Consider the following 21,217-nt stretch of genomic DNA (forward strand, 5'->3'; position numbering starts at 1 on the left):
GGTGGATCAGGGGTAGAGCCCCCGTTCGGCGCGGGCTTCGAGGACCCGGTGGCAGGCGATGATGAAGGCGGCGGTGCGCAAAGGCACCTGTTTTTCCTGGGCAACCTGCCAGATCGCATCGAAGGCGCTGACCATGATGCGCTCCAGCCGGGCGTTGATTTCGTCTTCGGTCCAGAAGAAGCTGGAGAAATCCTGCACCCATTCGAAGTAGGAAACGGTGACGCCGCCGGCATTGGCCAGCACGTCGGGGACGACCAGAACGCCACGGCTGCGCAGCACGTCGTCGGCGGCCGGCGTGGTCGGCCCGTTGGCGCCTTCGACGACGACGCGGGCGCGCACGCGGGCGGCGCGTTCCGGGGTGATCTGGCCTTCGAGCGCGGCCGGCACCAGGTAGTCGCACTCCAGTTGCCAGAAGTCCTCGATGTCGATCGGTGCGGCACCGGGGAAGCCGGCCAGGCCCGCGTGTTCGGCGGCCCAGGCCTGGGCGGCGGGGATGTCGATGCCGGACTCGTTGACCAGCGTTGCCGTGTGGTCGGCGATGGCGATCACCCGGGCGCCGGCGGCGCGGAACAGGCGGGCGGCGATGCCGCCGACGTTGCCGAAGCCCTGGACGACGATGCGCGCGCCTTCCATGGCGATGTGCTGGCGCTTGCCGGCCTCGCGGGCGCAGAAATAGACGCCGCGGCCGGTGGCTTCCTGGCGGCCGAGACTGCCGCCAAGGGCGACCGGCTTGCCGGTGACGACGCCGGTGGCGGTGCCGCCGCGGTTCATCGAGAAGGTGTCCATCATCATCGCCATGATCTTGGCGTTGGTGCCGACGTCGGGCGCCGGGATGTCGCGGTCGGGGCCGATGATGATGCCGATTTCCGAGGTGAAGCGGCGGGTCACGCGTTCCAGTTCGCCGCTGCTCAGCGTTGCCGGATCGACCCGGATGCCGCCCTTGGCGCCGCCGAAGGGCAGGCCGATGGCGGCGTTCTTGACGGTCATCCAGCCGGCCAGCGCCATCACCTCGTTGAGCGTCACCGCCGGGTGGTAGCGGATGCCGCCCTTGCCGGGACCGCGCGACAGGTTGTGCTGCACGCGGTAGCCCTCGAAATGGGCGATCGTCCCGTCGTCGCGTTCGATCGGGATGTCGACGATCAGCGTCCGTTTCGGGTGCTTCAGAGTTTCAATCCAGCGCTCAAGCGGGCCGAGATGGGGGCGCACCCGTTCGATCTGCTCGATGAAGCTGGCCCAGGGCTCCGGCGCGGCCGGGTCGAGGTAGGAGAGCCCGCCCAGGCTGGCGGGCGGGATGCGCGATTGGCTCATCGGGAACTCCTTTCAGTGACGGTTCAGGCGGCCTCGCGCCGGCGGCGCGCGTTCTGCATGAACCAGACCAGCGCCAGCAGGAGCAGCGCCGGGATGAAGATCCATTCCTTGTCCGGACGATCCGGGTGCGGAATCTCGATCCGGGTCAGGTTGAAGCCCTGTTCCAGGCCGAGTTTTTCCGCCGGGCTGCCGAAGCGTACGGCGGCGACCTGCACCTGGTCGCCCAGCGTCATCACGGTCAGTCCCATGCTGGCCAGGCGTTCGCTGGCCTTGCCTGGGGCGCCGAGCGAAAGCAGCACGCCCTTGGTGACTTCCTGGCCTTCGAGGCTGAGACCTTCGACCCAGACGCGCAGCTTGCCATCCTTCGGCGCCGCTTCGACGAGGCGCGTCAGTTCGGTCGGGGCGGCTTCGTCGAATGGCGGATAGATCATGTCCATCCAGAAACCGGGGCGGAACAGGCTGAAGGTGACGAGCAGCAGGAGCAGGGTTTCGTGCAGACGATTGCGGACCAGGAACCAGCCCTGCGTCGCGGCGGCGAACATCAGGCTGGCCAGCGTCGCGCTGACAACGGTCAGGATCAGGTGGAAGGCATCGGTGATGCCGATCAGCAATAGCTGGGTGTTGAAGATGAACATGAAGGGCAGGATCGCCGTCCGCGCGCTGTAGCCGAAGGCGGTGAAGCCGGTCTTGATCGGGTCGCTCTTGGCGATGCCGGCCGCCGCGTAGGAGGCCAGGCCGACCGGCGGCGTGACGTCGGCCATCAGACCGAAGTAGAAGACGAACAGGTGGACGGCGATGAGCGGCACGAGCAGGCCGCTCTGCGCGCCGAGTTCGACGATCACCGGCGCCATCAAGGTCGACACGACGATGTAGTTGGCAGTGGTCGGCAGGCCCATGCCGAGGATCAGCGAAATCACGGCGACCAGCCCGAGCATGACCATCAGGTTGCCGCCGGAAAGGATTTCGACCAGTTCGGTCATCGCCAGGCCGACGCCGGTCAGCGTCACGGTGCCGACGATGATGCCGGCCGTCGCGGTGGCGATGCCGATGCCGATCATGTTGCGGGCGCCGGTGACCAGGCCGTCGAACAGATCCTGGAAGCCCTGCCGGGCGGCGGCAGCGAATTCGCCCTGGCCGCGGAAATAGGCGAAAAGCGGGCGCTGCGTGACCAGGATGAACATCAGGAACAGGGTCGCCCAGAAGGCGGAGAGGGCCGGCGAGAGTTGTTCGACCATCAGGTTCCAGACCAGCGCGGCGACCGGCAGCAGGAAGTGCAGGCCGGACTTCAGTGTCGGCCCGATTTCCGGCAGGAATTCCATCTTCTCGTCCGGCCGGTCCATGTGCAGCTCGGGATAGCGGGCGGAGAAACGGATGATGGCGATGTAGGCGCCGAGCATCAGCACGCTGACGATGGCGAAGGCGGCGTCGCCGGCCACCGTCTTGATCCAGCCGAAACCCCAGTAGATGACGGCGGACAGGATGACCAGCCCGGATACCGTCATCACGGTGGACACCAGCGCTTTCTGCCAGGGCAGCGGTTCGCGCCTTGGCAGCCCTTCGAGTTTCATCTTCAGCGCTTCCAGATGCACGATGTAGAACAGCGCGATGTAGGAAATCAGCGCCGGGACGATCGCGTGCTTCATCACCTGCGTGTACGGGATGCCGACGTACTCGACCATCAGGAAGGCAGCGGCGCCCATCACCGGCGGCATGATCTGGCCATTGACCGACGAGGCGACCTCGACCGACGCCGCCTGGTCGGCGCGGTAGCCGACGCTCTTCATCAGCGGGATGGTGAAGGTGCCGGTGGTGACGACGTTGGCGATCGACGAGCCGGAAATCAGCCCGGTGCTGGCCGAGGCGACGACGGCCGCCTTGGCCGGTCCGCCGCGCATGTGGCCGAGCAGGGCGATCGCCGACTTGATGAAATAGTTGCCGGCGCCAGCCGTTTCCAGCAGCGCGCCGAAGAGCACGAAAAGGAAGATGAAGCTCGCCGAGACGCCGAGCGCGACGCCGAAGACGCCTTCGGTGGTCAGCCAGATATGGCTCATGCCTTTGGCCAGCGAGGCGCCGCGGTGGGCGATGACCTCCGGCATGTAAGGGCCGAGGAAGATGTAACCGAGGAAGACGATGGCAAGGATGACCATCGGCAGGCCGAGGGCACGGCGGGCGGCTTCGAGCAGCAGGACAAGACCGGTGACGGCGACGGCCAGGTCGAGCGTGGTCGGCATGCCGGGGCGGCTGGCGAGTTCGCTGTAGAAGAGGAATAGATAGGCGGCACAGACGGCGCCGACGCCGGCCAGCAACCAGTCGATGGCGGGAACGTAGGCGCGCGGCGAGCGTTTCCAGGCCGGGTAGGCGGCAAAGGCGAGGAAGACGGCAAACGCCAGGTGGATGGCTCGCGACTGGGTGTCGTTGAGGACGAAGACGCCGAGCGAGAAAGGCAGCGGCGAGGCGATCCACAACTGGAACAGGGACCAGGCCAGGGCGACGGCAACGAGTAGCCTGGCTGCGATGCCGGTCGGTTTGCGGCCGCCGGTATCGGCTTCGGCAACGATCTGCTTGAGCTGCTCTTCGCTCAGTTCATGCACGGTGGTGTTTTTGTCCGGGCTCGTCATGAGAAGCTTCTCCGGGAATTTCCAGAAAGGCGGCGGGCTGCCCCTCGACAAACCGCCGCCGTGTCATCGCGCGTCGCCCCCGGCGACGCGCAACGCGGGGCGCTTACATCCAGCCCTTTTCCTTGTAGTACTTGACCGCACCGTTGTGCAGCGGGGCCGACAGACCGTCCTTGATCATCGTCTTCGGGTCGAGGTGGGAGAACGCCGGGTGCAACTTCTTGAACTCGTCGAAATTCTCGAATACCGACTTGACCAGGGTGTACACCACTTCGTCCGGCACCTTGGCCGAGCTGACGATGCTGGCGACGACGCCGAAGGTGGTGGCGCCGTTCGGGTTGTTGGCGTAGAGGCCGCCCGGGATGGTCGCCTTGGCGTAGTAGGGGAAGCTGGCGATCAGCTTGTCGACGCCGGGGCCGGTGACATTGACCAGTTGGGCGCCGCAGGTGGTGGTGACGTCCTGGATGTTGGCGGCCGGGTGACCGACGACGAAGGCGAAGCCGTCGATCTTGTTGTCGCACAGGGCGGCGCCATGCTCGTCAGGCTTCAGTTCGGAGACCAGCGAGAAATCGGCAGTCTTCATGCCGATTGCCGGCAGCAGGACTTCCATCGTCGCGCGCTGGCCGGAGCCGGGAACGCCGATGTTGAAGCGCTTGCCCTTGAAGTCCTCGAACTTCTTCACGTTGGCTTCCTTGCGCGCAACGATGGTCAGCGGTTCCGGGTGCAGCGCGAAGACGGCGCGCAGGTCGCCCATCGCGCCGCCGTCCTTGAACTGGGCCAGGCCCTTGATCGCGTTGTACTGGACGTCGGATTGCGAGACGCCGAAATCGAGTTCGCCAGCCTTGATCGTGTTCACGTTGTAGACCGAGCCGCCGGTGCTTTCGACCGAGCAGCGGATGCCGTGCTTGGCGCGGTCCTTGTTCATCAGGCGGCAGATGGCGCCGCCCGCCGCGTAATAAACGCCGGTCACGCCGCCGGTACCGATGGTGACGAATTTCTGCTGGGCCATGGCCGGGGAAGCGCCGAGGGCGCCAATGACGGCGAGGGTGGAAGCCAGGACGGTGAAGTTCTTCATGTTTGCTCCTTACGGGTGACGTGAAAAGGACGATGCAATGCCGTTCAGGCTTGTGGCCTCTGGCAACTGGCCGAAACGGCGCATACGGCAGTCGACGGTCCCACAGAAACGGTGGGCCGGGGATTGGGGTAAACCCCGATGGTACTCCCCGCCCTGTCCCCGGCAAACCCTTCTCCAGCGCGGCATTTGCCGTCCGCATCTGTCATTCCTTGTCACTCAGACCTATAATCGCGGCCATGGTTTCCGTCGTCCATTCCGTCGCCGCCCACGGCGACTCTGAACAGTTCCTGGCCGCGCTCACGGCCAACTTGCCGGAAGCCGATGTCCGGCGTCTCCGGGACGCCGTCGATTTCGCCGCGCAGATTTACGGCAACAGCCTGCTCGGCAGCGGCGAGGGCATCTGGCCGCACGCGCTCGGCATGGCGGTGATCATCGCCGGGCTGCGGCTCGATGCCGATTCGCGCATCGCCGCGCTGCTCTTCGCGGTGCCCGCGCAGGACGAGCACGGTGTTGCCCACATCGAGGAACGCTTCGGCAAGGCGGTCGCCAGCCTGGTCTATGGCATCTTCCGGCTCAACCGCCTGCGGCCGATCGCCAAGGGCTTCGTCGCCGTCGACCTCGAGGCCGGCGAGAGCAACCCGGCGGAAATCCGCGCCCAGGTCGAAGTCCTGCGCAAGATGCTGCTGGCCATGGTCGAGGACATCCGCGTCCTCCTCCTGCGCCTGGCCAGCCGCACGCAGACCCTGCGCCATTACGCGGCCAATCCCGACGACCTGCGCGTGCAGGTGGCGCGCGAGACGCTGGAACTCTATTCGCCGCTCGCCAACCGGCTCGGCGTCTGGGAGCTGAAGTGGGAACTGGAGGATCTGTCGTTCCGCTTCATCCATCCCGACATCTACAAGACGATCGCCAAGCAGCTCGACGAGAAGCGCAGCGAGCGCGAGGCCTTCATCGCCGATGCCGTCGCCCGCGTCCGCGCCGAGCTGGCCGAGGCCGGCATCGCCCAGGCGGAGATCTACGGTCGGCCGAAGCACATCTACAGCATCTGGAACAAGATGCGCAAGAAGGGCGTCGGCTTTGCCGAGGTCTATGACGTGCGGGCCCTGCGCATCATCGTCGACGACGTCAAGGACTGCTATACCGCGCTCGGCATCGTGCACAACCTGTGGACGCCGATTTCCAAGGAATTCGACGACTACATCTCGAAGCCCAAGGGCAACAACTATCGCTCGCTGCATACCGCGGTCGAGTGTCCCGACGGACGCAGTCTGGAAATCCAGATCCGCACCTGGGACATGCACAAGCACGCCGAACTCGGCGTCGCCGCGCACTGGCGCTACAAGGAAGGCGCCAAGGCGCCGGGGGCCGACGCCTACGACGAGAAGATCGCCTGGCTGCGCCAGCTGCTGACCTGGAAGAACGAGGTCGCCGACAGCTCGGACTGGGTCAACCACTACAAGCAGGCGGCGCTCGACGAGACCATCTACGTGATGACGCCGCAAGGCCGCGTCGTCGACCTGCCGTCGGGATCGACCGCCGTCGATTTCGCCTACCGCGTCCATACCGATCTCGGTCACCGTTGCCGCGGCGCCAAGATCAACGGCCAGTTGATTCCGCTCAACACGCCGCTCGAAACCGGGCAGCAGGTCGAGGTGCTGACCGCCAAGCAGGGCGGACCGTCGCGCGACTGGCTCAATCCGGCGCTCGGCTACATCCACACCAAGAGCGCGCGGGTCAAGGTGCGCGCGTGGTTCGCCAACCTGGCGCTGGAAGAGACGCTGGCCGAAGGGCGGGCGCTGGTGGCCAAGGAATTGCAGCGCGCCGGACAGACCGGCGCCAACATCGACGAACTGGCGCGCCGCCTCGAGTTCGCCAAGGCCGACGACCTCTACATCGCCGCTGCCCGCGGCGAACTCAACCTGCGCCTGTTCCAGGCGGCGGCGCGCGGCGAAGCGGCGACCGAGGCGCAACTGCCGGACGAAGTGCAGACGCGGGCGCCGCGCAAGCACAGCGAAGGCAATCAGGGCATCCTGATCGTCGGTGTCGACAAGCTGCTGACCCAGCTCGCGCGCTGCTGCAAGCCGGCACCGCCGGACGAGATCCACGGTTTCATCACGCGCGGCAAGGGGATTTCGATCCACCGCGCCGATTGCCCGAATTTCGCCAACCTCGCCGCGCTGCATCCGGAGCGGGTGATCGAGACCGACTGGGGCAGCGAGACGACCGGCACCTTCGCCTGCGACATCGTCGTCGATGCGCACGACCGCCAGGGCCTGCTGCGCGACATCTCGGAAATCTTCACCCGCGAGAAGCTCAACGTTGTCGGCGTCAACACCCAGTCGCGCCAGGGCAATGCGCACATGAGCTTCACCGTCGAAATCGTCAATCTGCGCCAGTTGCAGCGCACCCTGGGCCTGATCCACGAGGTCGAGGGCGTTGTCGGCGTCCGTCGTGCCTGAATCCAGGGAGTCCCCGATGAAGGGAAACGTTGCTGCCATCGTCCTGATCACCGTCGGCGTCGTCGCCCTCGGCGCCAACCTGGACCTCTTTCACGTCAACATCTTTCAACTGATCGGCACCTGGTGGCCGCTGATCCCGATCGGCGTCGGCATCACCATGCTGTTTTCCCGGGATGGCCGGCAGGATCGCTCCTGAGCGGCAGCGGTCAGCGCAGCAGCAGCGGCGCCGCGGCGTCGAGGTCGGCCTGGCGCAGCATGCCGAGCTTGCCGCCGATCACCTTGCCGTTGCGGTCGATGAACAGCGTGTAGGGCAAACCGCCGCGCGCGTTGCCGAGGCCGGACATCAGCGCGTGCGCCTGTTCGCGGGCGAGATAGACCGGGTACTGGATCGGGAAGTCGCGGGCGAAGGCCTTGACCGCCGCCGCGTCGTCCTCGATGCCGATGCCCACAACCTCGATCTTGCCGGCGTGTTTTTTAGCGAAATTGTTGAGTTCGGGAATCTCGGCCCGGCAGGGCGGGCACCAGCGGGCCCAGAAGTTGACCACGAGCGGCTTGCCACGGTAGCGGCTCATCGCCACCGGCCGGTCGTCGGCATTGGCCAGCGTGGCGCCGAAGAAGGGGGCGCTGTCCGGTGCCGGCTGGGCGCTGCTCAGGTTGGCGACAAGGGCGAGGGCAAGGGCGGCAAGAAGTTGCTTCACGGGGCGGTCGGAAAAAATGGGCAGGGGCTGAATATTAGCATTTGATAAATGAGCTGTCCGCCGACCTGCGGCAATTTGTCGCAGGGGGGCGCCAGCGGGGCTGTGCCAGAATCGCCGCCGGTCTTGCCGGGCGCCTGGCGGCAAGTCCATGCGGAAGGAAACAAGTGAACAGGAAGATACTCCTCGACCTCATCGGCATCCTGCTGATCCTGCTGGTCGTCGTCGTCGGCTACAAGCTGTCGCCGCTGCTGCTGCCGAAGTCGGACCTGACGGTCGAACCCGACGCCGCCTGCAATCTGCAGGAAGGCGCCTGTTCGGCCAGCCTGCCCGGCGGCGGGCGGGTCACGCTGAATATCGGCACGCGGCCGATCCCGCTGGTCAAGGCCTTCCCGCTGACGGTCGAGGCGGCCGGCGCCAGCCGTGTCGAGATCGATTTCGCTGGCGTCGACATGGACATGGGCTTCAATCGCCCCTTGCTGCGGGAAGACGCGCCGGGCCTCTTCTCCGGCGAGGCGACGCTGCCGGTCTGCGTCACCGGCCGCATGAGCTGGCAGGCGACGGTGCTGGTCGATCTCCCCGGTTCACGGGTGGCCATTCCCTTTCGTTTCGTGACGGGCTGACATGTCTGAACGCATCCTTGCCGCCATCGCCGCCGCGCTCGCCGCGCTGATTCTCGCCTTGCTGCTGTTCTGGCATCCCGATCCCGGCGCCCGGCCGGCGACGCCGCCCAACCCGCTGCCGGCGGGCGGCGATTTCACGCTGCAGGGCGCGGCCGGGCCGGTCGCCCTGCACGATTATGCCGGCCGTCTCGTCCTCGTCTATTTCGGCTACACCTTCTGCCCCGACATCTGCCCGACGACGCTCAACACCGTGCTCGAAGCGCGCGCGCTGCTGACCCCGGAAGAGCGACAGAAGGTCGCGCTGCTCTTCGTCTCGGTGGACCCGCAACGCGACACGCCGGCCCATCTCAAGAGCTATCTCGAATTCTTCGACCCCAGCTTCGTCGGTGTCACCGGCGACGCGCCGCAGATCGCCGAAGTCGCCGCTCGCTACGGCGTGATCTACAAATTGCAGCCGCCGGGCGAGGGCGGCAACTACGCCGTCGATCACTCGGCGGAAACCTTCCTCGTCGGCCCCGACGGCCGCCTGCGCGCACGCCTGGCGCACGGCACGCCGCCGGCACAGATGGTCGCGCTGATCCGTCAATACCTGAACTGAAACAAGGAGCCCTGCCATGAAACGCCTGTCCCTGCTGATCGCCGCCCTTGGCCTGTCGAGCGCCGTCCTTGCCGGCAGCGCCGACGACGTCGCCGTCGTTGATCCCTACATCCGCCTGGCGCCGCCCAACGCCACTGCCACCGCTGCCTTCATGGTGTTGAAGAACAAGGGCGCCAATGAGGCGAAGCTGGTCAAGGTGGCGAATCCGGCCTCGAAACTCTCTGAACTGCATACGCACCTCAACGACAACGGCGTGATGCGCATGCGCCAGATTCCCGAAATCGTCATCCCCGTCCGGGGCGAAGCGGTGCTTCAGCCGAGCGGCCTGCACATCATGCTGATCAACATGCAGGCGCCGCTCAGCGAGGGGCAGGTGGTGCCACTGACGCTCGGTTTCGCCGACGGCAGCAGCAAGTCGGTCGAGGTCAAGGTGACGAAGGCGATGCCGGCGGCGATGCCGATGAGCCACATGCATCACTGAGTGGCGGCGGCCGGGTCTGGTCGCTCGCCGCTTCCCGCTCCGCTTCGCCGGCATCGAAAGTCGACCAGCCGCGCTGCGCGGGTTGCGGCAGATCGCCTGGCCGCTGGCTGTGCATCCAGGCCTTGGCCAGGAAGTGGGCGGTCAGCGGCGCGGTCAGGAACAGGAACAGGGTGATCAGCAGTTCGTGCACCGACAGCGTGCCGTTGCCGGCCAGGAAATAGACCATCGAGGCGACCAGGGCGCCGCCGACGCCGAGCGTCGTTGCCTTGGTCGGCGCGTGCAGCCGGCTCATCAGGTCGGGCAGCCGGACCAGCCCCCAGGAGCCGACCAGGGCAAAGCTGGCGCCGATGACGATGAGTGCCGAGACGAGCAGTTCGTTGAACCATGCCATGCTTTTCTCCTATTCGATGATGTTGCCGCGCAGGATGAACTTGCAGTAGGCGACGGTGGACACGAAACCGAACATGGCGAGCAGCAGTGCCGCTTCGAAGTACATCGTGCTGCCGGTCTGGATGCCGTAGACGATGATCAGCGCGATGACGTTGATCACCATGGTATCGACCGCCAGCACCCGGTCGGTCGTGCTGGGGCCGACGAACAGCCGCCACAGGTTGAAGAGCAGGCCGAGACTGATCGCCACGTAGGCGTAATGGATGGCGTATTCGATCACGGGAAGATCTCCAGCAGCCGGGATTCGTAACGTTCCTTCATGTCGCGCACAGCGGCTTCGGGGTCCGGCGCGTCGAGGCAATGCACGAGCAGTGACTTGCCGTCGGCCGCCAGGTCGCAACTGACGGTGCCCGGCGTCATCGTGATGGTGCCGGCGAAGACGGCGATGCCTTCCGGGCTGGTCAGGGCCAGCGGCACGCAGACCCAGCGCGTGTGCAGGCTGGCAAGCGGGCGGAAGAGGATGATCCTGGCCACCTGGAGGTTGGCGACGGCGATGTCCCACATCACCAGCAGGAGATAGCTGAAGATCCGGCGGTAGTTGCGGATACCCGGGCGATCCGGCCAGAAGCCGCCGGTCAGCCGCGGGATGGCGATGCCCAGCGTCAGCCCGACCAGCAGGCCGCCGACCGAGACAGCGTTGATCAGCAGCAGCCAGATCAGCGTCAGCGTCAGGCTGAGCAGCGGATGGGGAAACCAGCGCCGGAGCAGGGTCGGGCGTGGCGCAGATGGATGAGCCATCAGAGCAGTCCTCCTGGCAGAACGGTATTGCCGAGTACGGCTTCGATATAGCGGTGGGTGGCGAAGACTTGTTCCGCCGTCGCGTCGAGATAGGCGGTCAGCGGGCCGGCGAACAGCGTCAGGGCGACATTGCCGGCGAGCAGCAGGCCGATGGCGACCAGCGCCAGCGCATTGCCACTGGCCGGGGTGGGGAAGCTTCCCGGTTGGCTGGTGCTCTTCCAGAACAGCGTGCTGCCGGCGCGACCGAAGCCGATGATGGCGAGCAGCGAGGTGCCCAGCACCAGCGCCCAGATCGTCGTCGCCTGCAGGTTGTCGCGGGCGGCGTCGAGGATCAGCAGCTTGCCGACGAAGCCGGACAGCGGCGGCATGCCGGTGGCGGCGATGGCGGCGACGAAGAAGGCGGCGGCGAGCAGGCTCTGCTGGGCGAAACGCGGGGCCGGCGCCAACTGGTCGTCGAGGCCGGGGCGGCGGCGGGCGATCAGGTCGGCGATCAGGAACAGCACGGCGCCGGCCAGCGTCGAATGCAGCAGGTAGTAGAGCGCGGCCGCCAGCGCTGTCGGGGTGAACAGCGCGATGCCGGTGAGCAGCATGCCCATCGAGCCGATCACCGCGAAGCTGGCGAGCTGGCCGAGACGGCGGGCGGCGAGGACGCCGAGCATGCCTAGTGTCAAGGTGACGAGGGCTGCCGGCAGCAGCCAGGGCGCGGCCAGCCAGGCGGCGGCACCGGCCGTCTCGCCGAAGGCCAGCACGTAGAGGCGGATCACGCAGTAGGCGCCGACCTTGGTCATGATCGCGAACAGCGCGGCGACCGGTGCCGGTGCGTTGGCGTAGGTGCCGGGCAGCCAGAAATGCACCGGCACCAGCGCCGCCTTGATGCAGAAGACGAGCAGCAGGAGCAGCGCGCCGGCCTGCAGCAGCGCCTGGTCGGCGGCAGCAACCTGCGGCACCTTGAATGCCAGGTCGGCCATGTTCAAGGTGCCGGCGACCGAGTAGATCATGCCGACGGCGATCAGGAACAGCGTCGAGCCGACCAGGTTGATCACCACGTACTGGACGCCGGCCTTGACCCGGGCCGGCCCGCCGCCGTGCACCATCAGCCCGTAGGAGGCGATCAGCAGGACTTCGAAGAAGACGAAGAGGTTGAAGAAGTCGCCGGTCAGGAAGGCGCCATTGATGCCCATCAACTGGAACTGGTAGAGGGCGTGGAAATGGCGGCCGTCGCGGTCGCCGCCATCGATCGCGAAGAACAGCACGGCCAGCGCGAGGAGCGCGGTGAGGACGAGCATCATCACCGACAGCCGGTCGGCGACGAGGACGATGCCGAAGGGGGCGACCCAGTTGCCGAGCGCGTAGGTCAGGATCTGGCCGTCGCCGACCATGCTGCCCAGCGCCAGGGCGATGCCGAGCAGGGCGACGGTCGAGGCGAGCGAGAAGACGCGGGCGAGGACGATGTCGTGGCGGGCGCTCATCAGCAGGATCGGCGCCATGATCGCCGGCAGCAGGATGGGGGCGATGATCCAGTGGTTCATGCGGCGTCCTCCGCCTTGCCGTCGACATGGTCGCTGCCGTTCTCGAAGAAGCTGCGCAAGGCCATGACGACGATCACCGCGGTCATGCCGAAGGAGATGACGATGGCGGTGAGGACCAGCGCCTGCGGCAAGGGATCGGTGTAGCCGGCGGCACTCGCCGAGATCACTGGCGGCAGGTTGAGCACCAGGCGGCCGGTGGCGAACAGGAACAGGTTGGTGGCGTAGGAAAGCAGGGCGAGGCCCAAGACGACCGGCCAGCTGCGGGCGCGCAGCACGAGATAGACGCCGGCGGCGGTGAGCAGGCCGATGGCCGAGGAAAGCAGGAATTCCATGTCAGTGTTCCTCGGCGCGGGCGTTTGCCGGTACCGGTTCCATCGGTCCCGTCTGCGGCGGCGACGCGTCGGCCAGGTTACCGATGCGCGACAGGTTGGCCAGTGCCAGCATCACCGCGCCGATGACGGTGAGGAAGACGCCGGTGTCGAAAGCCATCGCCGACGCCAGTTCGAATTCGCCGACCAGCGGCAGGTGGAAATGGCCGAAGGCGCTGGTCAGGAAGGGGTGATCGGCAAGCCAGGCGACGATGCCGGTGGCGGCGGCGGTCAGGACGCCGACGCCGATCAGCGCGTGGTAATCGACCTTCATCCGTTGCGCCGCCCAGCCGTGGCCGCTGGCCATGTACTGCATGATCAGCGCGATGGCGACGACCAGGCCGGCGATGAAGCCGCCGCCCGGCACGTTGTGACCGCGCAGGAAGATGAAGGCGCCGACCAGCAGGGCGAGCGGCAGCATGACGCGGGTGGCGACCACGAGCAGCAGCGGGTGACGGTCGGCGGCCCGCGCCTGGTCGGGCGCCCAGGCCGCCAGCCTGCGGCCGACCGCGCCGCGCGTGGCACCGTCGAGCAGGGCGTAGATGGTCAGCGCGGCGATGCCCAGCACGATGATCTCGCCGAAGGTGTCGAAGCCGCGGAAGTCGACCAGGATCACGTTGACCACGTTGGTGCCGCCGCCGCCGGGTACCGACTGTTCGAGGTAGTAACCGGACAGCGTCGCCGCGTCGCGCGTCGTCATCGCCCAGGCGGCACCGCCGACGCCGATGCCGGCCAGGGCGGCGAGCAGGCCGTCGCGCAGGCGTCGGCCACCGGAACTTTCGAGCGGCGTCTCCTTGGGCAGGAAATTGAGCGCCAGCAGCATCAGGATGACGGTGACGACCTCGACCGAAATCTGCGTCAGCGCCAGGTCCGGCGCCGACAGATAGACGAAGGCGAGTGAGACGACCATGCCGATGACGCCGACCACGACCAGCGACAGCAGGCGTCGCCGGTGCAGGGCGAGCAGCGCGCCGGTGGCGCCGAGCAGCAACAGCCAGGCGACGATGGCCACCGGCGTCGCCGGCAGCAGCGGGCGCGCGCCCGGCGCATGGCTGGCCATGGCGAAGGCGGTGAAGCCGACGACGACGGCGCTGCCGATGGCAAACGCCAGGTGGCGTTGCAGCGAGCCGTTGTGCAGCCCGTGCGTGAGCGCCTGGGCAAGACGCACGGCGGTGCCGACGACGGCGTCGAAGATCGCCTTGGCTTCCGGATGTGGGCCGGCAGACCACAGGCCACGCAGGCGGGCGTAGCCGGCGAGCAGAAGTAGACCACTGGCGACGGCGATCGCGCTCATGCCGAGCGCCGGCGTCAGACCGTGCCAGATCGCCAGATGGTAGTCGGGCAGCGGGCCGCCGATCACCGCGCCGGCAACGGTGGCGACCAGCGGGCCGGCGACGCTCGCCGGAAAGAGGCCGATCAGCACGACCAGGACGACCAGCAGCGCCGGCGGCCCCCACATGCCGAAGGGCGGGTCATGCGGCTGGCGCGGCGTTTCGCCGGCCGGTTTGCCGAAGTAGACATGGACGATGTAGCGGAACGAGTAGGCGACCGAGAAGGTCGCCGCCAGCGTCGCCAGCAGCGGCACCAGCCAGGGCAGGTCGAGCCAGCTGGTGTGCGCCGCCTGTTCGAGCATCATTTCCTTCGACAGGAAGCCGTTCAACAGCGGCAGGCCGGCCATCGACGCGGCAGCGATGGTGGCCAGCGTGCCGGCGATCGGCATCAGTGTCATCAGGCCACCGAGTTTCCTGATGTCGCGGGTACCGGTTTCGTGGTCGACGATACCGGCGTTCATGAACAGCGCCGCCTTGAAGGTGGCGTGGTTGAGGATGTGGAAGACGGCGGCGACGGCGGCCAGCGGCGAACCGAGGCCGAGCAGGAAGGTGACCAGACCGAGATGGCTGACCGTCGAATAGGCGAGCAGGCCTTTCAGGTCGTCCTTGAACAGCGCGATCCAGGCGCCGATCAGCATGGTGACGAGGCCGGTGCTGGCGACCAGGTAGAACCATTCGTCAGTGCCGGCGAGCACCGGCCACAGCCGCGCCATCAGGAACAGGCCGGCCTTGACCATGGTCGCCGAGTGCAGGTAGGCGGAAACCGGCGTCGGTGCCGCCATCGCGTGCGGCAGCCAGAAATGGAAGGGGAACTGCGCGCTCTTGGTGAAGCAGCCGCCGAGGATCAGCAGCAGCGCCGGCAGGTAGAGCGGCGAGGCCTGGATCGCTTCCTTGTGCTGGAGGATCGTCGACAGATCGTAGGAACCGGCGATGTTGCCGAGGATCAGCATGCCGGCGATCATCGCCAGACCGCCGGCGCCGGTCACGGTGAGCGCCATGCGCGCGCCCTGGCGGCCGGCCGGCAGGTGTTTCCAGTAACCGATGAGGAGGAAGGACGAGAGGCTGGTCAGTTCCCAGAAGATCACCAGCAGCAGGATGTTGTCGGACAGCACGACGCCGACCATGGCGCCCTGAAAGAGCAGCAGGTAGCTGTAGAAGCTGCCCATCGGATCTTCCTTGCTCAGGTAGAAACGGGCGTAGACGATGATCAGCAGGCCGATGCCGAGGATCAGGCCGGCGAAGAAGAAGCCCAGGCCGTCGAGGAAGAAATTGACGTTGAGGCCCAGTTGCGGAATCCATTCCCAGCGCGCCTGCAGCACCTCGCCGCGCAACACCGCCGGGGCGTGCGTCAGCAGCAGCAGGAAGGCGAGCAGGCTGGTGGCCAGGGTGCCGGTGGTGCAGGCGTTGCGGCCGGCGCGGATGAGCAGCGCCGGTAGTGCGGCGCCGAGAAAGGGGAGGATGACGATCAGCGCCAGGCTCATGGGCTCTCTTTCCGGATGTCACGGTGAACAAATGCTGCGGTGGCAGTGCGGGAGACCACGATCAAGCTGTGGAGCGGCCAGTATAAGGGCCGCTTTACGGATTCACCAAGGCGGGGCGGGGAAAAGAAGCTTCGGTTTTTCCGGAACGACCGTCCGGGGCTTTCCGGTTTCAGGCGCGGACCGGGTGCTTGGCAAGCTTGCGTTGCAGCGTGCGGCGATGCATCTTCAGGGCGCGGGCGGTGGCCGAGACGTTGCCGTCGTTTTCCTTGAGCACGCGCTGGATGTGTTCCCATTCCAGGCGGTCGACCGACAGCGGCTCGTCGGGCGTGCTATCGCTGTCGCCGGGGTCGGCGTCGTCGAAGGCGCTGAGGATGGCCTCGATTTCGACCGGCTTGGCGAGGTACTGGGTGGCGCCGCGCTTGATCGCTTCGACCGCAGTGGCGATGCTGCCGTAACCGGTGAGGACGACGATGCGCGCCAGCGGATTGATGTCGAGCAGTTGCGGGATCAGCGACAGGCCGGACACGCCGGCCAGGTTGAGGTCGAGGACGATGCGCGAGGGCTGGTGCTGCTGCGCCAGTTGCAGCGCTTCCTCGCTGCTGTGGGCGCCGATCGCCGTCTGCTGGCGGCGGCCCAGGGTGCGGATCAGGATCGCGTTGAAGGTCGGGTCGTCGTCGATGATCAGGATCGGAGCGGTCATTTCTTCTCGATGGGTAGCAGGATGCGGGCGAGGGCGCCGCCGTCCGCAGGGTTGCTCAGTTGCAGCTCGCCGCCGAGCTGGCCGAGCGCCGAGCTGGTGAGCAGCAGGCCGACGCCAAAACCGCCGTCGTGGCCGGGAAGCTTCTGGCGGCCGCACAGACGCAGCACTTCGTCGGGGAAACCGGGGCCGCGGTCGCGGATTTCGATCTCGATGCGCTGCCGGGTCCAGGAGAGGCGGATGTCCACCGGCAGCGGGCTGGCGTTGGCGGCGTTGTTGAGCAGGTTGAGGAGCGCCTGTTCGAGGCGCGGATCGATCGCCAGCCGCGGCGCCGCGTCCTGGCTGAGCACTTGCAGGCGGCTGCTGGCCGTCGGGCGCAGCGACTGCCACTGGCAGCGCAACTCGTCGAGCCACTGGTCGACCGCTTGGGCATGCGTGTCTTCCAGGCGTTCGGCGCCGGCCCGCCGCGACAGGCCGGTGATGATCGTCTTGCAGGCGGCGACCTGCTGGCGCAGCAGGCCGAGGTCGTCGCGGGCGTCCGCCGGCAGCCGTTCGTCGCCGGCCAGTTCGCCGAGGATCAGCGCCATCGTCGCCAGCGGCGTTCCCAGTTCGTGGGCGGCGCCGGCGGCCAGTGTGCCCATTGCCGTGATCCTTTCGTCGCGCAGCGCCTGCTCGCGCGCGGTGGCCAGTTCGGCGTCGCGCTGGCGGATCAGCCGGGTCATGCGCAGGATGATCCAGGCGATCAGCAGCGCCGAGACGGTGAAGGTCAGCCACATGCCGATCAGGTGCAGTTGCGTCGCCCGCGCCGCGTCGGCGATCGGCAGCGGCAGGTAGTAGAGCATGAGCAGCGAGTAGGCGACGACCGCCGTGCTGCCGACCAGCAATACCAGGCGCTGCGGCAGGCCGAGGGCGGCGATGGCGACCGGCGGCAGCAGCAGCGAGACCAGCGGGTTGGTGGCGCCGCCGCTGAAGAACATCAGCGCGCTCAGGGCGACGATGTCGATCAGCAACTGGCTGCACAGTTCGTTGGCGCTGGCGTCCCGGCTGCGCGCCGCCTGCCACTGGCCGAAGCCGTTGAGCAGGGCGACGACGAGGAGGATCGCGAACATCACCAGGCGCGGCAGTTCGATGCCGATCAGTGGCGGGGCAACCACCACCAGCAGCGCCATCGCCGCCAGCATCGCCCAGCGCAGGGCGAACAGTCGGCGCAGGTTGAGCAGGTATTCCCTGCTGTCGGCGGAGGGGGCGATCAGTGGCATGCGCGGATTATCGGCGATTTGCCCGGTGCGGTGCGTAGCCACAGGCTGCGGCGGATTGTCGCAGTCTGTGGCGTCCCGGCGGACTGCCTTTTGCGGTGAAGCCTACTTATAATGGGAAAATTATCAGAGAAATAAAATATAAAAATGCCTTTTGCGTTGCGCGACAACTTCCTGCTCGCCCTGTTTTATGCGTTGACCGGCTGGCTGGCCTTGCAGATTGCCGTGCCGCCGGGTTATGCGGCGCCTCTTTTCCCGCCAGCCGGGGTCGCGCTGGCGGCGCTGCTGGTGCGCGGGCCGCGCTGTCTGCCCGGCGTCTTCGTCGGTGCTTTCATCGTCCAGTCGCTGGCGGCGATGCAAAGCGGCTTGTCGACGGCGGTCTGGCCGATGCTTGTCGTGCCGGCGCTCGGTGCCACCGCGCAAGCCGCCTTCGGTTACCTGCTCGCCGGCCGTCTGCTCGGGCGCGACAACCCGCTCGACAGCCCGGACAGCATCGTCCGTTTCGTCTTCGTCGTCGCCCCGCTGTCGTCGCTGATCAGTCCGACGCTGGGTACGGCGACGCTCTACCTGATGCAGGCGACCGCGTTCGCCGATTTGTCCTTCACCTGGGCCAACTGGTGGGCCGGCGACCTGCTCGGCATCCTCATCATGGTGCCGCTGCTGCTCGTCTTCCTCGGTCATCCGGCCGATGCCTGGCGCTCGCGGCGGACCGCCGTCAGCGTGCCGATGCTGATCGCGCTGGCCGTGCTCGCCGCCAGCTTCATCCAGATCCGGCACTGGGAAGAGAAGCGCCAGCAGGCGCAACTGAACCGCGATGCCGAACACCTGGCGAGCCTGGTCGGCAAACGTCTGGACGCCCAGCTCGACCAGATACAAGCGCTCGAACGTCTGGCCAGCGTGCATCCGGCGCTCGACGCCAGGGTCTGGCGCGATTTCGTCACGCCGTTGCTCGAACGCTATCCGGGGACGCAGAACTTCGGCTGGAGCCCATTGGTCCTCGATGGCGATCGCGACGCCTTCGAGGCCGCGGTGCGCGCCGCCGGTCACCCCGATTTCGCCATCCTCGGTCGCGATTCGTCGGGCAATACCTTCGTCGCCGAACGTCGCGACGAATACCTGCCCATCCTCCATGTCGAACCCGAGGCCAGCAACCGCAGCGTCCTCGGTCTCGACCCGCTGGTTCTCGAACAAACCCGCGCTGCCGCCCGGCAAAGCCGGGAGACCGGCAAACCGGTGGCTTCCGGATCGATCCGCCTGGTCCAGGAACGCGGCGAGCAGCGCGGTGTGGTGGTTTATCAGGCGGTGTTCGGCGCGCAGCCGGGGCGCCAGATCGGCATGGTTTCCGCCGTCTTCCGCATGGACGATGCGCTGAACGCGGCCTTGCACGGCAAGATAGGGCAACTGCTGGTCTGCTTGAGCGATCTCGACCAGGGCGCCGGCCAACGTCTCTACGGGCCAGTCGATTGCACCGCCGGCGCCTGGCCGGGGCGGCAACTGCACTGGCGCGACCATTTCGAGTTCGCCGGCCGCCACTGGCAACTGACGATTGCCGCCAGCGACGAATACATGGCCGGCCTGCGCAACTGGAGCGTCTGGGCAACGCTCGCCGTCGGCCTGTTGTGTACGGCGGTGCTCGGCGCCTTCCTGTTGCTGACCAGTGGCCGCACCCGGCGCGTCGAGCGGCTGGTCGAGGAGCGCACCCGGCAACTGGCCGAGGCCGGGCGGCAGGTGGCGCAGCAGCAGGAAGAACTGGCGCAGGCGCAGCGCATTGCCCGTCTCGGTAGTTGGGAAATCCTGCCCAGCAGCGGCGAATGTCATTGCTCCGACGAGTTGCGCAAGATGTTGCGCCTGGCGCCGGAAGAAACGATCCGCCGGGAAGGGCTGCTCGAACGGATGCATCCGGATGATCGCCCCTTGTTGGCGCGGGCCCTCGATCAGGTGGCGATGGCGCCGGGGCAGGCGGATTTCGACTGCCGCCTGGACGGCGGCGGGACGCTCGCCAGCACGCTGCATTTCCGCATCGAGAGCGACTGGGTCAAGGGCGCCGGCCTGCGTATCCGCGGCACCGCCCAGGACGTCACGGCGGCGCGGGTGGCCGAGGAACATATCGCCTTCCTCGCCCACTACGACGTGCTGACCGGCCTGCCCAACCGCACCCAGTGGAATGAACGGGCGCATCTCGAACTGCGCAGCGCGGCGCTGCAGGGCGATTGCCTGGCGGTGCTCTTCCTCGACCTCGACCATTTCAAGGCGGTCAACGATTCGCTCGGTCACCCGGTCGGCGATCAGCTCCTCTCCGGCGCCGCCCGCCGCTTCGCCGCCTGCCTGCGCGACGGTGATTTCCTCGGCCGTCTCGGCGGCGACGAATTCGTCGTCCTGCTGCCCCGGCTCGAACGCCCGGAAGATGCCGCCGTCGTCGCCCGCAAGCTGATCGCCGCGCTGCAGGCGCCGATGCTGATCGAGGGGCATGAACTGACTGTGTCGACCAGCGTCGGCATCGCCGTCTTTCCGGAGGACGGCGAGGATGCCAGCACCCTGCTCAAGCACGCCGACGTCGCGATGTACTGCGCCAAGGATCAGGGGCGCAACACCTATCACTACTTCAAGCCGGAGATGGACGTCCATGCGCTTGAACGCCTGATGTTGGAAAACGCGCTGCGCCGTGCCATCGAGCGCAACGAACTGGTCCTCCACTACCAGCCGCAGGTCGCCGCCGACGATGCCCGCGTTCTCGGCTGCGAGGCGCTGGTGCGCTGGCAGCACCCGGAACTGGGCATGCTGCAGCCGGTCCAGTTCATCGGTGTGGCCGAGGAAAGCGGCCTCATCGTCGCGCTCGGCGAATGGGTGCTGGAGACCGCCTGCCGGCAACTCGCCGCCTGGCAGGCCGCCGGCCGCGAGCTGGTGGTGGCGGTCAACATCTCGGCGCTGCAGTTCCGTCATGGTGGCTTCTTCGACAGCGTGCGCCGCATCCTGCGCGACACCGGCGTCGATCCCCGCCATCTCGAACTTGAGCTGACCGAGAGCGCGCTGATGCAGCCGACGCCGGAAGTGCTGGCGCGCATGCAGCAATTGCGCGATCTCGGCATCATGCTGGCGCTCGACGACTTCGGCACCGGCTACTCCAGCCTCTCCTACCTGAAGCGCCTGCCGATCCGCCGGCTCAAGCTCGACCGCAGCTTCGTCAAGGACCTGCCCGACGACGCCGAGGACGTGGCGATCGCCATGGCGACCCTGTCGCTGGCCCGCGACCTGGGCATGGACGTCGTCGCCGAAGGCGTCGAAAACGAGGTGCAGTGGCGCTTCCTGGCCCAGCATGGTTGCCAGGTGATGCAGGGTTACCTGTTCAGCCGCCCGCTGCCGGCGGATGCCTGGGAGCGTTGGCTGGCCGAGCGGCAGGGGGTGTGAGGAGGGGGCGTGCTCCGGTCGATAAAAATGTTTGACCGAAGAGAGTCGGGTTGGGTTTATGTCATGCGGATACTTGGCGAGGATTCCTTGGTAGAATCCAACGTCATT

The 21,217-nt window shown here is 67.1% G+C and carries 18 protein-coding genes; 6 read left to right on the forward strand and 12 right to left on the reverse strand.

Annotated elements, in window-relative coordinates:
* Positions 1 to 6: 6 nt before the first annotated feature.
* The 3 genes from ACLIIZ_RS14005 to ACLIIZ_RS14015 form a co-directional block, all read right to left on the reverse strand.
* Positions 7 to 1,308 carry a Glu/Leu/Phe/Val family dehydrogenase gene (locus tag ACLIIZ_RS14005; protein WP_416693099.1) on the reverse strand — a complete coding sequence of 434 codons (1,302 nt, stop codon included), beginning with the start codon at positions 1,306 to 1,308 and terminating at the stop codon, positions 7 to 9.
* 23 nt (positions 1,309 to 1,331) lie between these two features.
* Entirely contained in the window at positions 1,332 to 3,926 is a 2,595-nt protein-coding gene (locus ACLIIZ_RS14010) for a TRAP transporter permease (RefSeq protein ID WP_416693100.1), read from the reverse strand.
* 103 nt (positions 3,927 to 4,029) lie between these two features.
* Positions 4,030 to 4,998, reverse strand: a complete 969-nt coding sequence (locus tag ACLIIZ_RS14015; RefSeq protein ID WP_416693102.1) for a TAXI family TRAP transporter solute-binding subunit — start codon at positions 4,996 to 4,998, stop codon at positions 4,030 to 4,032.
* A gap of 236 nt (positions 4,999 to 5,234) precedes the next feature.
* On the opposite strand from ACLIIZ_RS14015, the gene ACLIIZ_RS14020 reads away from it, so the two are divergent.
* The gene (locus tag ACLIIZ_RS14020; RefSeq protein WP_416693103.1) at positions 5,235 to 7,457 is read left to right on the forward strand and encodes a RelA/SpoT family protein; all 2,223 of its coding nucleotides are present in this window, start codon (positions 5,235 to 5,237) and stop codon (positions 7,455 to 7,457) included.
* Positions 7,458 to 7,473: 16 nt separating this feature from the next.
* The gene (locus ACLIIZ_RS14025) at positions 7,474 to 7,653 is read left to right on the forward strand and encodes a LiaI-LiaF-like domain-containing protein (protein ID WP_416693105.1); all 180 of its coding nucleotides are present in this window, start codon (positions 7,474 to 7,476) and stop codon (positions 7,651 to 7,653) included.
* A gap of 10 nt (positions 7,654 to 7,663) precedes the next feature.
* On the opposite strand, the gene ACLIIZ_RS14030 is transcribed toward ACLIIZ_RS14025, so the two are convergent.
* A complete protein-coding gene (locus ACLIIZ_RS14030; RefSeq protein ID WP_416693106.1) occupies positions 7,664 to 8,155 on the reverse strand; it encodes a TlpA family protein disulfide reductase in 492 nt (163 codons plus the stop codon).
* Between the two features lie 164 nt (positions 8,156 to 8,319).
* Between ACLIIZ_RS14030 and ACLIIZ_RS14035 the strand changes: the two genes are divergently transcribed.
* The 3 genes from ACLIIZ_RS14035 to ACLIIZ_RS14045 are packed head-to-tail and all read left to right on the forward strand — an operon-like array spanning position 8,320 to position 9,854.
* Positions 8,320 to 8,775 carry a hypothetical protein gene (locus ACLIIZ_RS14035; protein WP_416693107.1) on the forward strand — a complete coding sequence of 152 codons (456 nt, stop codon included), beginning with the start codon at positions 8,320 to 8,322 and terminating at the stop codon, positions 8,773 to 8,775.
* Between the two features lies 1 nt (position 8,776).
* Positions 8,777 to 9,373 (forward strand): SCO family protein, encoded by a 597-nt coding sequence (locus tag ACLIIZ_RS14040; RefSeq protein ID WP_416693109.1) that lies wholly within the window; start codon positions 8,777 to 8,779, stop codon positions 9,371 to 9,373.
* 16 nt (positions 9,374 to 9,389) lie between these two features.
* Positions 9,390 to 9,854 carry a copper chaperone PCu(A)C gene (locus ACLIIZ_RS14045; protein WP_416693112.1) on the forward strand — a complete coding sequence of 155 codons (465 nt, stop codon included), beginning with the start codon at positions 9,390 to 9,392 and terminating at the stop codon, positions 9,852 to 9,854.
* On the opposite strand, the gene ACLIIZ_RS14050 is transcribed toward ACLIIZ_RS14045, so the two are convergent.
* The 8 genes from ACLIIZ_RS14050 to ACLIIZ_RS14085 all read right to left on the reverse strand — a co-directional run bounded on the left by ACLIIZ_RS14050 (position 9,799) and on the right by ACLIIZ_RS14085 (position 17,707).
* Entirely contained in the window at positions 9,799 to 10,245 is a 447-nt protein-coding gene (locus ACLIIZ_RS14050) for a Na+/H+ antiporter subunit G (RefSeq protein ID WP_416693114.1), read from the reverse strand. The two genes, ACLIIZ_RS14045 and ACLIIZ_RS14050, sit on opposite strands and share 56 nt — an antisense overlap.
* Before the next feature lie 9 nt (positions 10,246 to 10,254).
* Complete coding sequence (locus tag ACLIIZ_RS14055; protein WP_416693117.1) at positions 10,255 to 10,524, reverse strand: K+/H+ antiporter subunit F; 270 nt, start codon at positions 10,522 to 10,524, stop codon at positions 10,255 to 10,257.
* The gene (locus ACLIIZ_RS14060) at positions 10,521 to 11,042 is read right to left on the reverse strand and encodes a Na+/H+ antiporter subunit E (RefSeq protein WP_416693119.1); all 522 of its coding nucleotides are present in this window, start codon (positions 11,040 to 11,042) and stop codon (positions 10,521 to 10,523) included. The genes ACLIIZ_RS14055 and ACLIIZ_RS14060 overlap by 4 nt, the downstream gene beginning before the upstream one ends.
* The gene (locus ACLIIZ_RS14065; RefSeq protein WP_416693121.1) at positions 11,042 to 12,571 is read right to left on the reverse strand and encodes a monovalent cation/H+ antiporter subunit D; all 1,530 of its coding nucleotides are present in this window, start codon (positions 12,569 to 12,571) and stop codon (positions 11,042 to 11,044) included. The genes ACLIIZ_RS14060 and ACLIIZ_RS14065 overlap by 1 nt, the downstream gene beginning before the upstream one ends.
* Positions 12,568 to 12,903, reverse strand: coding sequence for a Na+/H+ antiporter subunit C (locus ACLIIZ_RS14070; protein ID WP_374328353.1), 336 nt, complete (start codon positions 12,901 to 12,903; stop codon positions 12,568 to 12,570). The genes ACLIIZ_RS14065 and ACLIIZ_RS14070 overlap by 4 nt, the downstream gene beginning before the upstream one ends.
* A gap of 1 nt (position 12,904) precedes the next feature.
* The gene (locus tag ACLIIZ_RS14075; protein ID WP_416693123.1) at positions 12,905 to 15,751 is read right to left on the reverse strand and encodes a monovalent cation/H+ antiporter subunit A; all 2,847 of its coding nucleotides are present in this window, start codon (positions 15,749 to 15,751) and stop codon (positions 12,905 to 12,907) included.
* A 169-nt stretch (positions 15,752 to 15,920) separates the two neighbouring features.
* A complete protein-coding gene (locus ACLIIZ_RS14080) occupies positions 15,921 to 16,451 on the reverse strand; it encodes a response regulator transcription factor (protein WP_416693125.1) in 531 nt (176 codons plus the stop codon).
* A complete protein-coding gene (locus ACLIIZ_RS14085; RefSeq protein ID WP_416693126.1) occupies positions 16,448 to 17,707 on the reverse strand; it encodes an ATP-binding protein in 1,260 nt (419 codons plus the stop codon). The genes ACLIIZ_RS14080 and ACLIIZ_RS14085 overlap by 4 nt, the downstream gene beginning before the upstream one ends.
* A gap of 144 nt (positions 17,708 to 17,851) precedes the next feature.
* Between ACLIIZ_RS14085 and ACLIIZ_RS14090 the strand changes: the two genes are divergently transcribed.
* Entirely contained in the window at positions 17,852 to 21,109 is a 3,258-nt protein-coding gene (locus ACLIIZ_RS14090) for an EAL domain-containing protein (RefSeq protein ID WP_416693128.1), read from the forward strand.
* Positions 21,110 to 21,217 lie beyond the last annotated feature (108 nt).

This window comes from Azonexus caeni, assembly GCF_048146105.1.
Classification (GTDB): Bacteria; Pseudomonadota; Gammaproteobacteria; order Burkholderiales; family Rhodocyclaceae; genus Azonexus; species Azonexus aromaticus_B.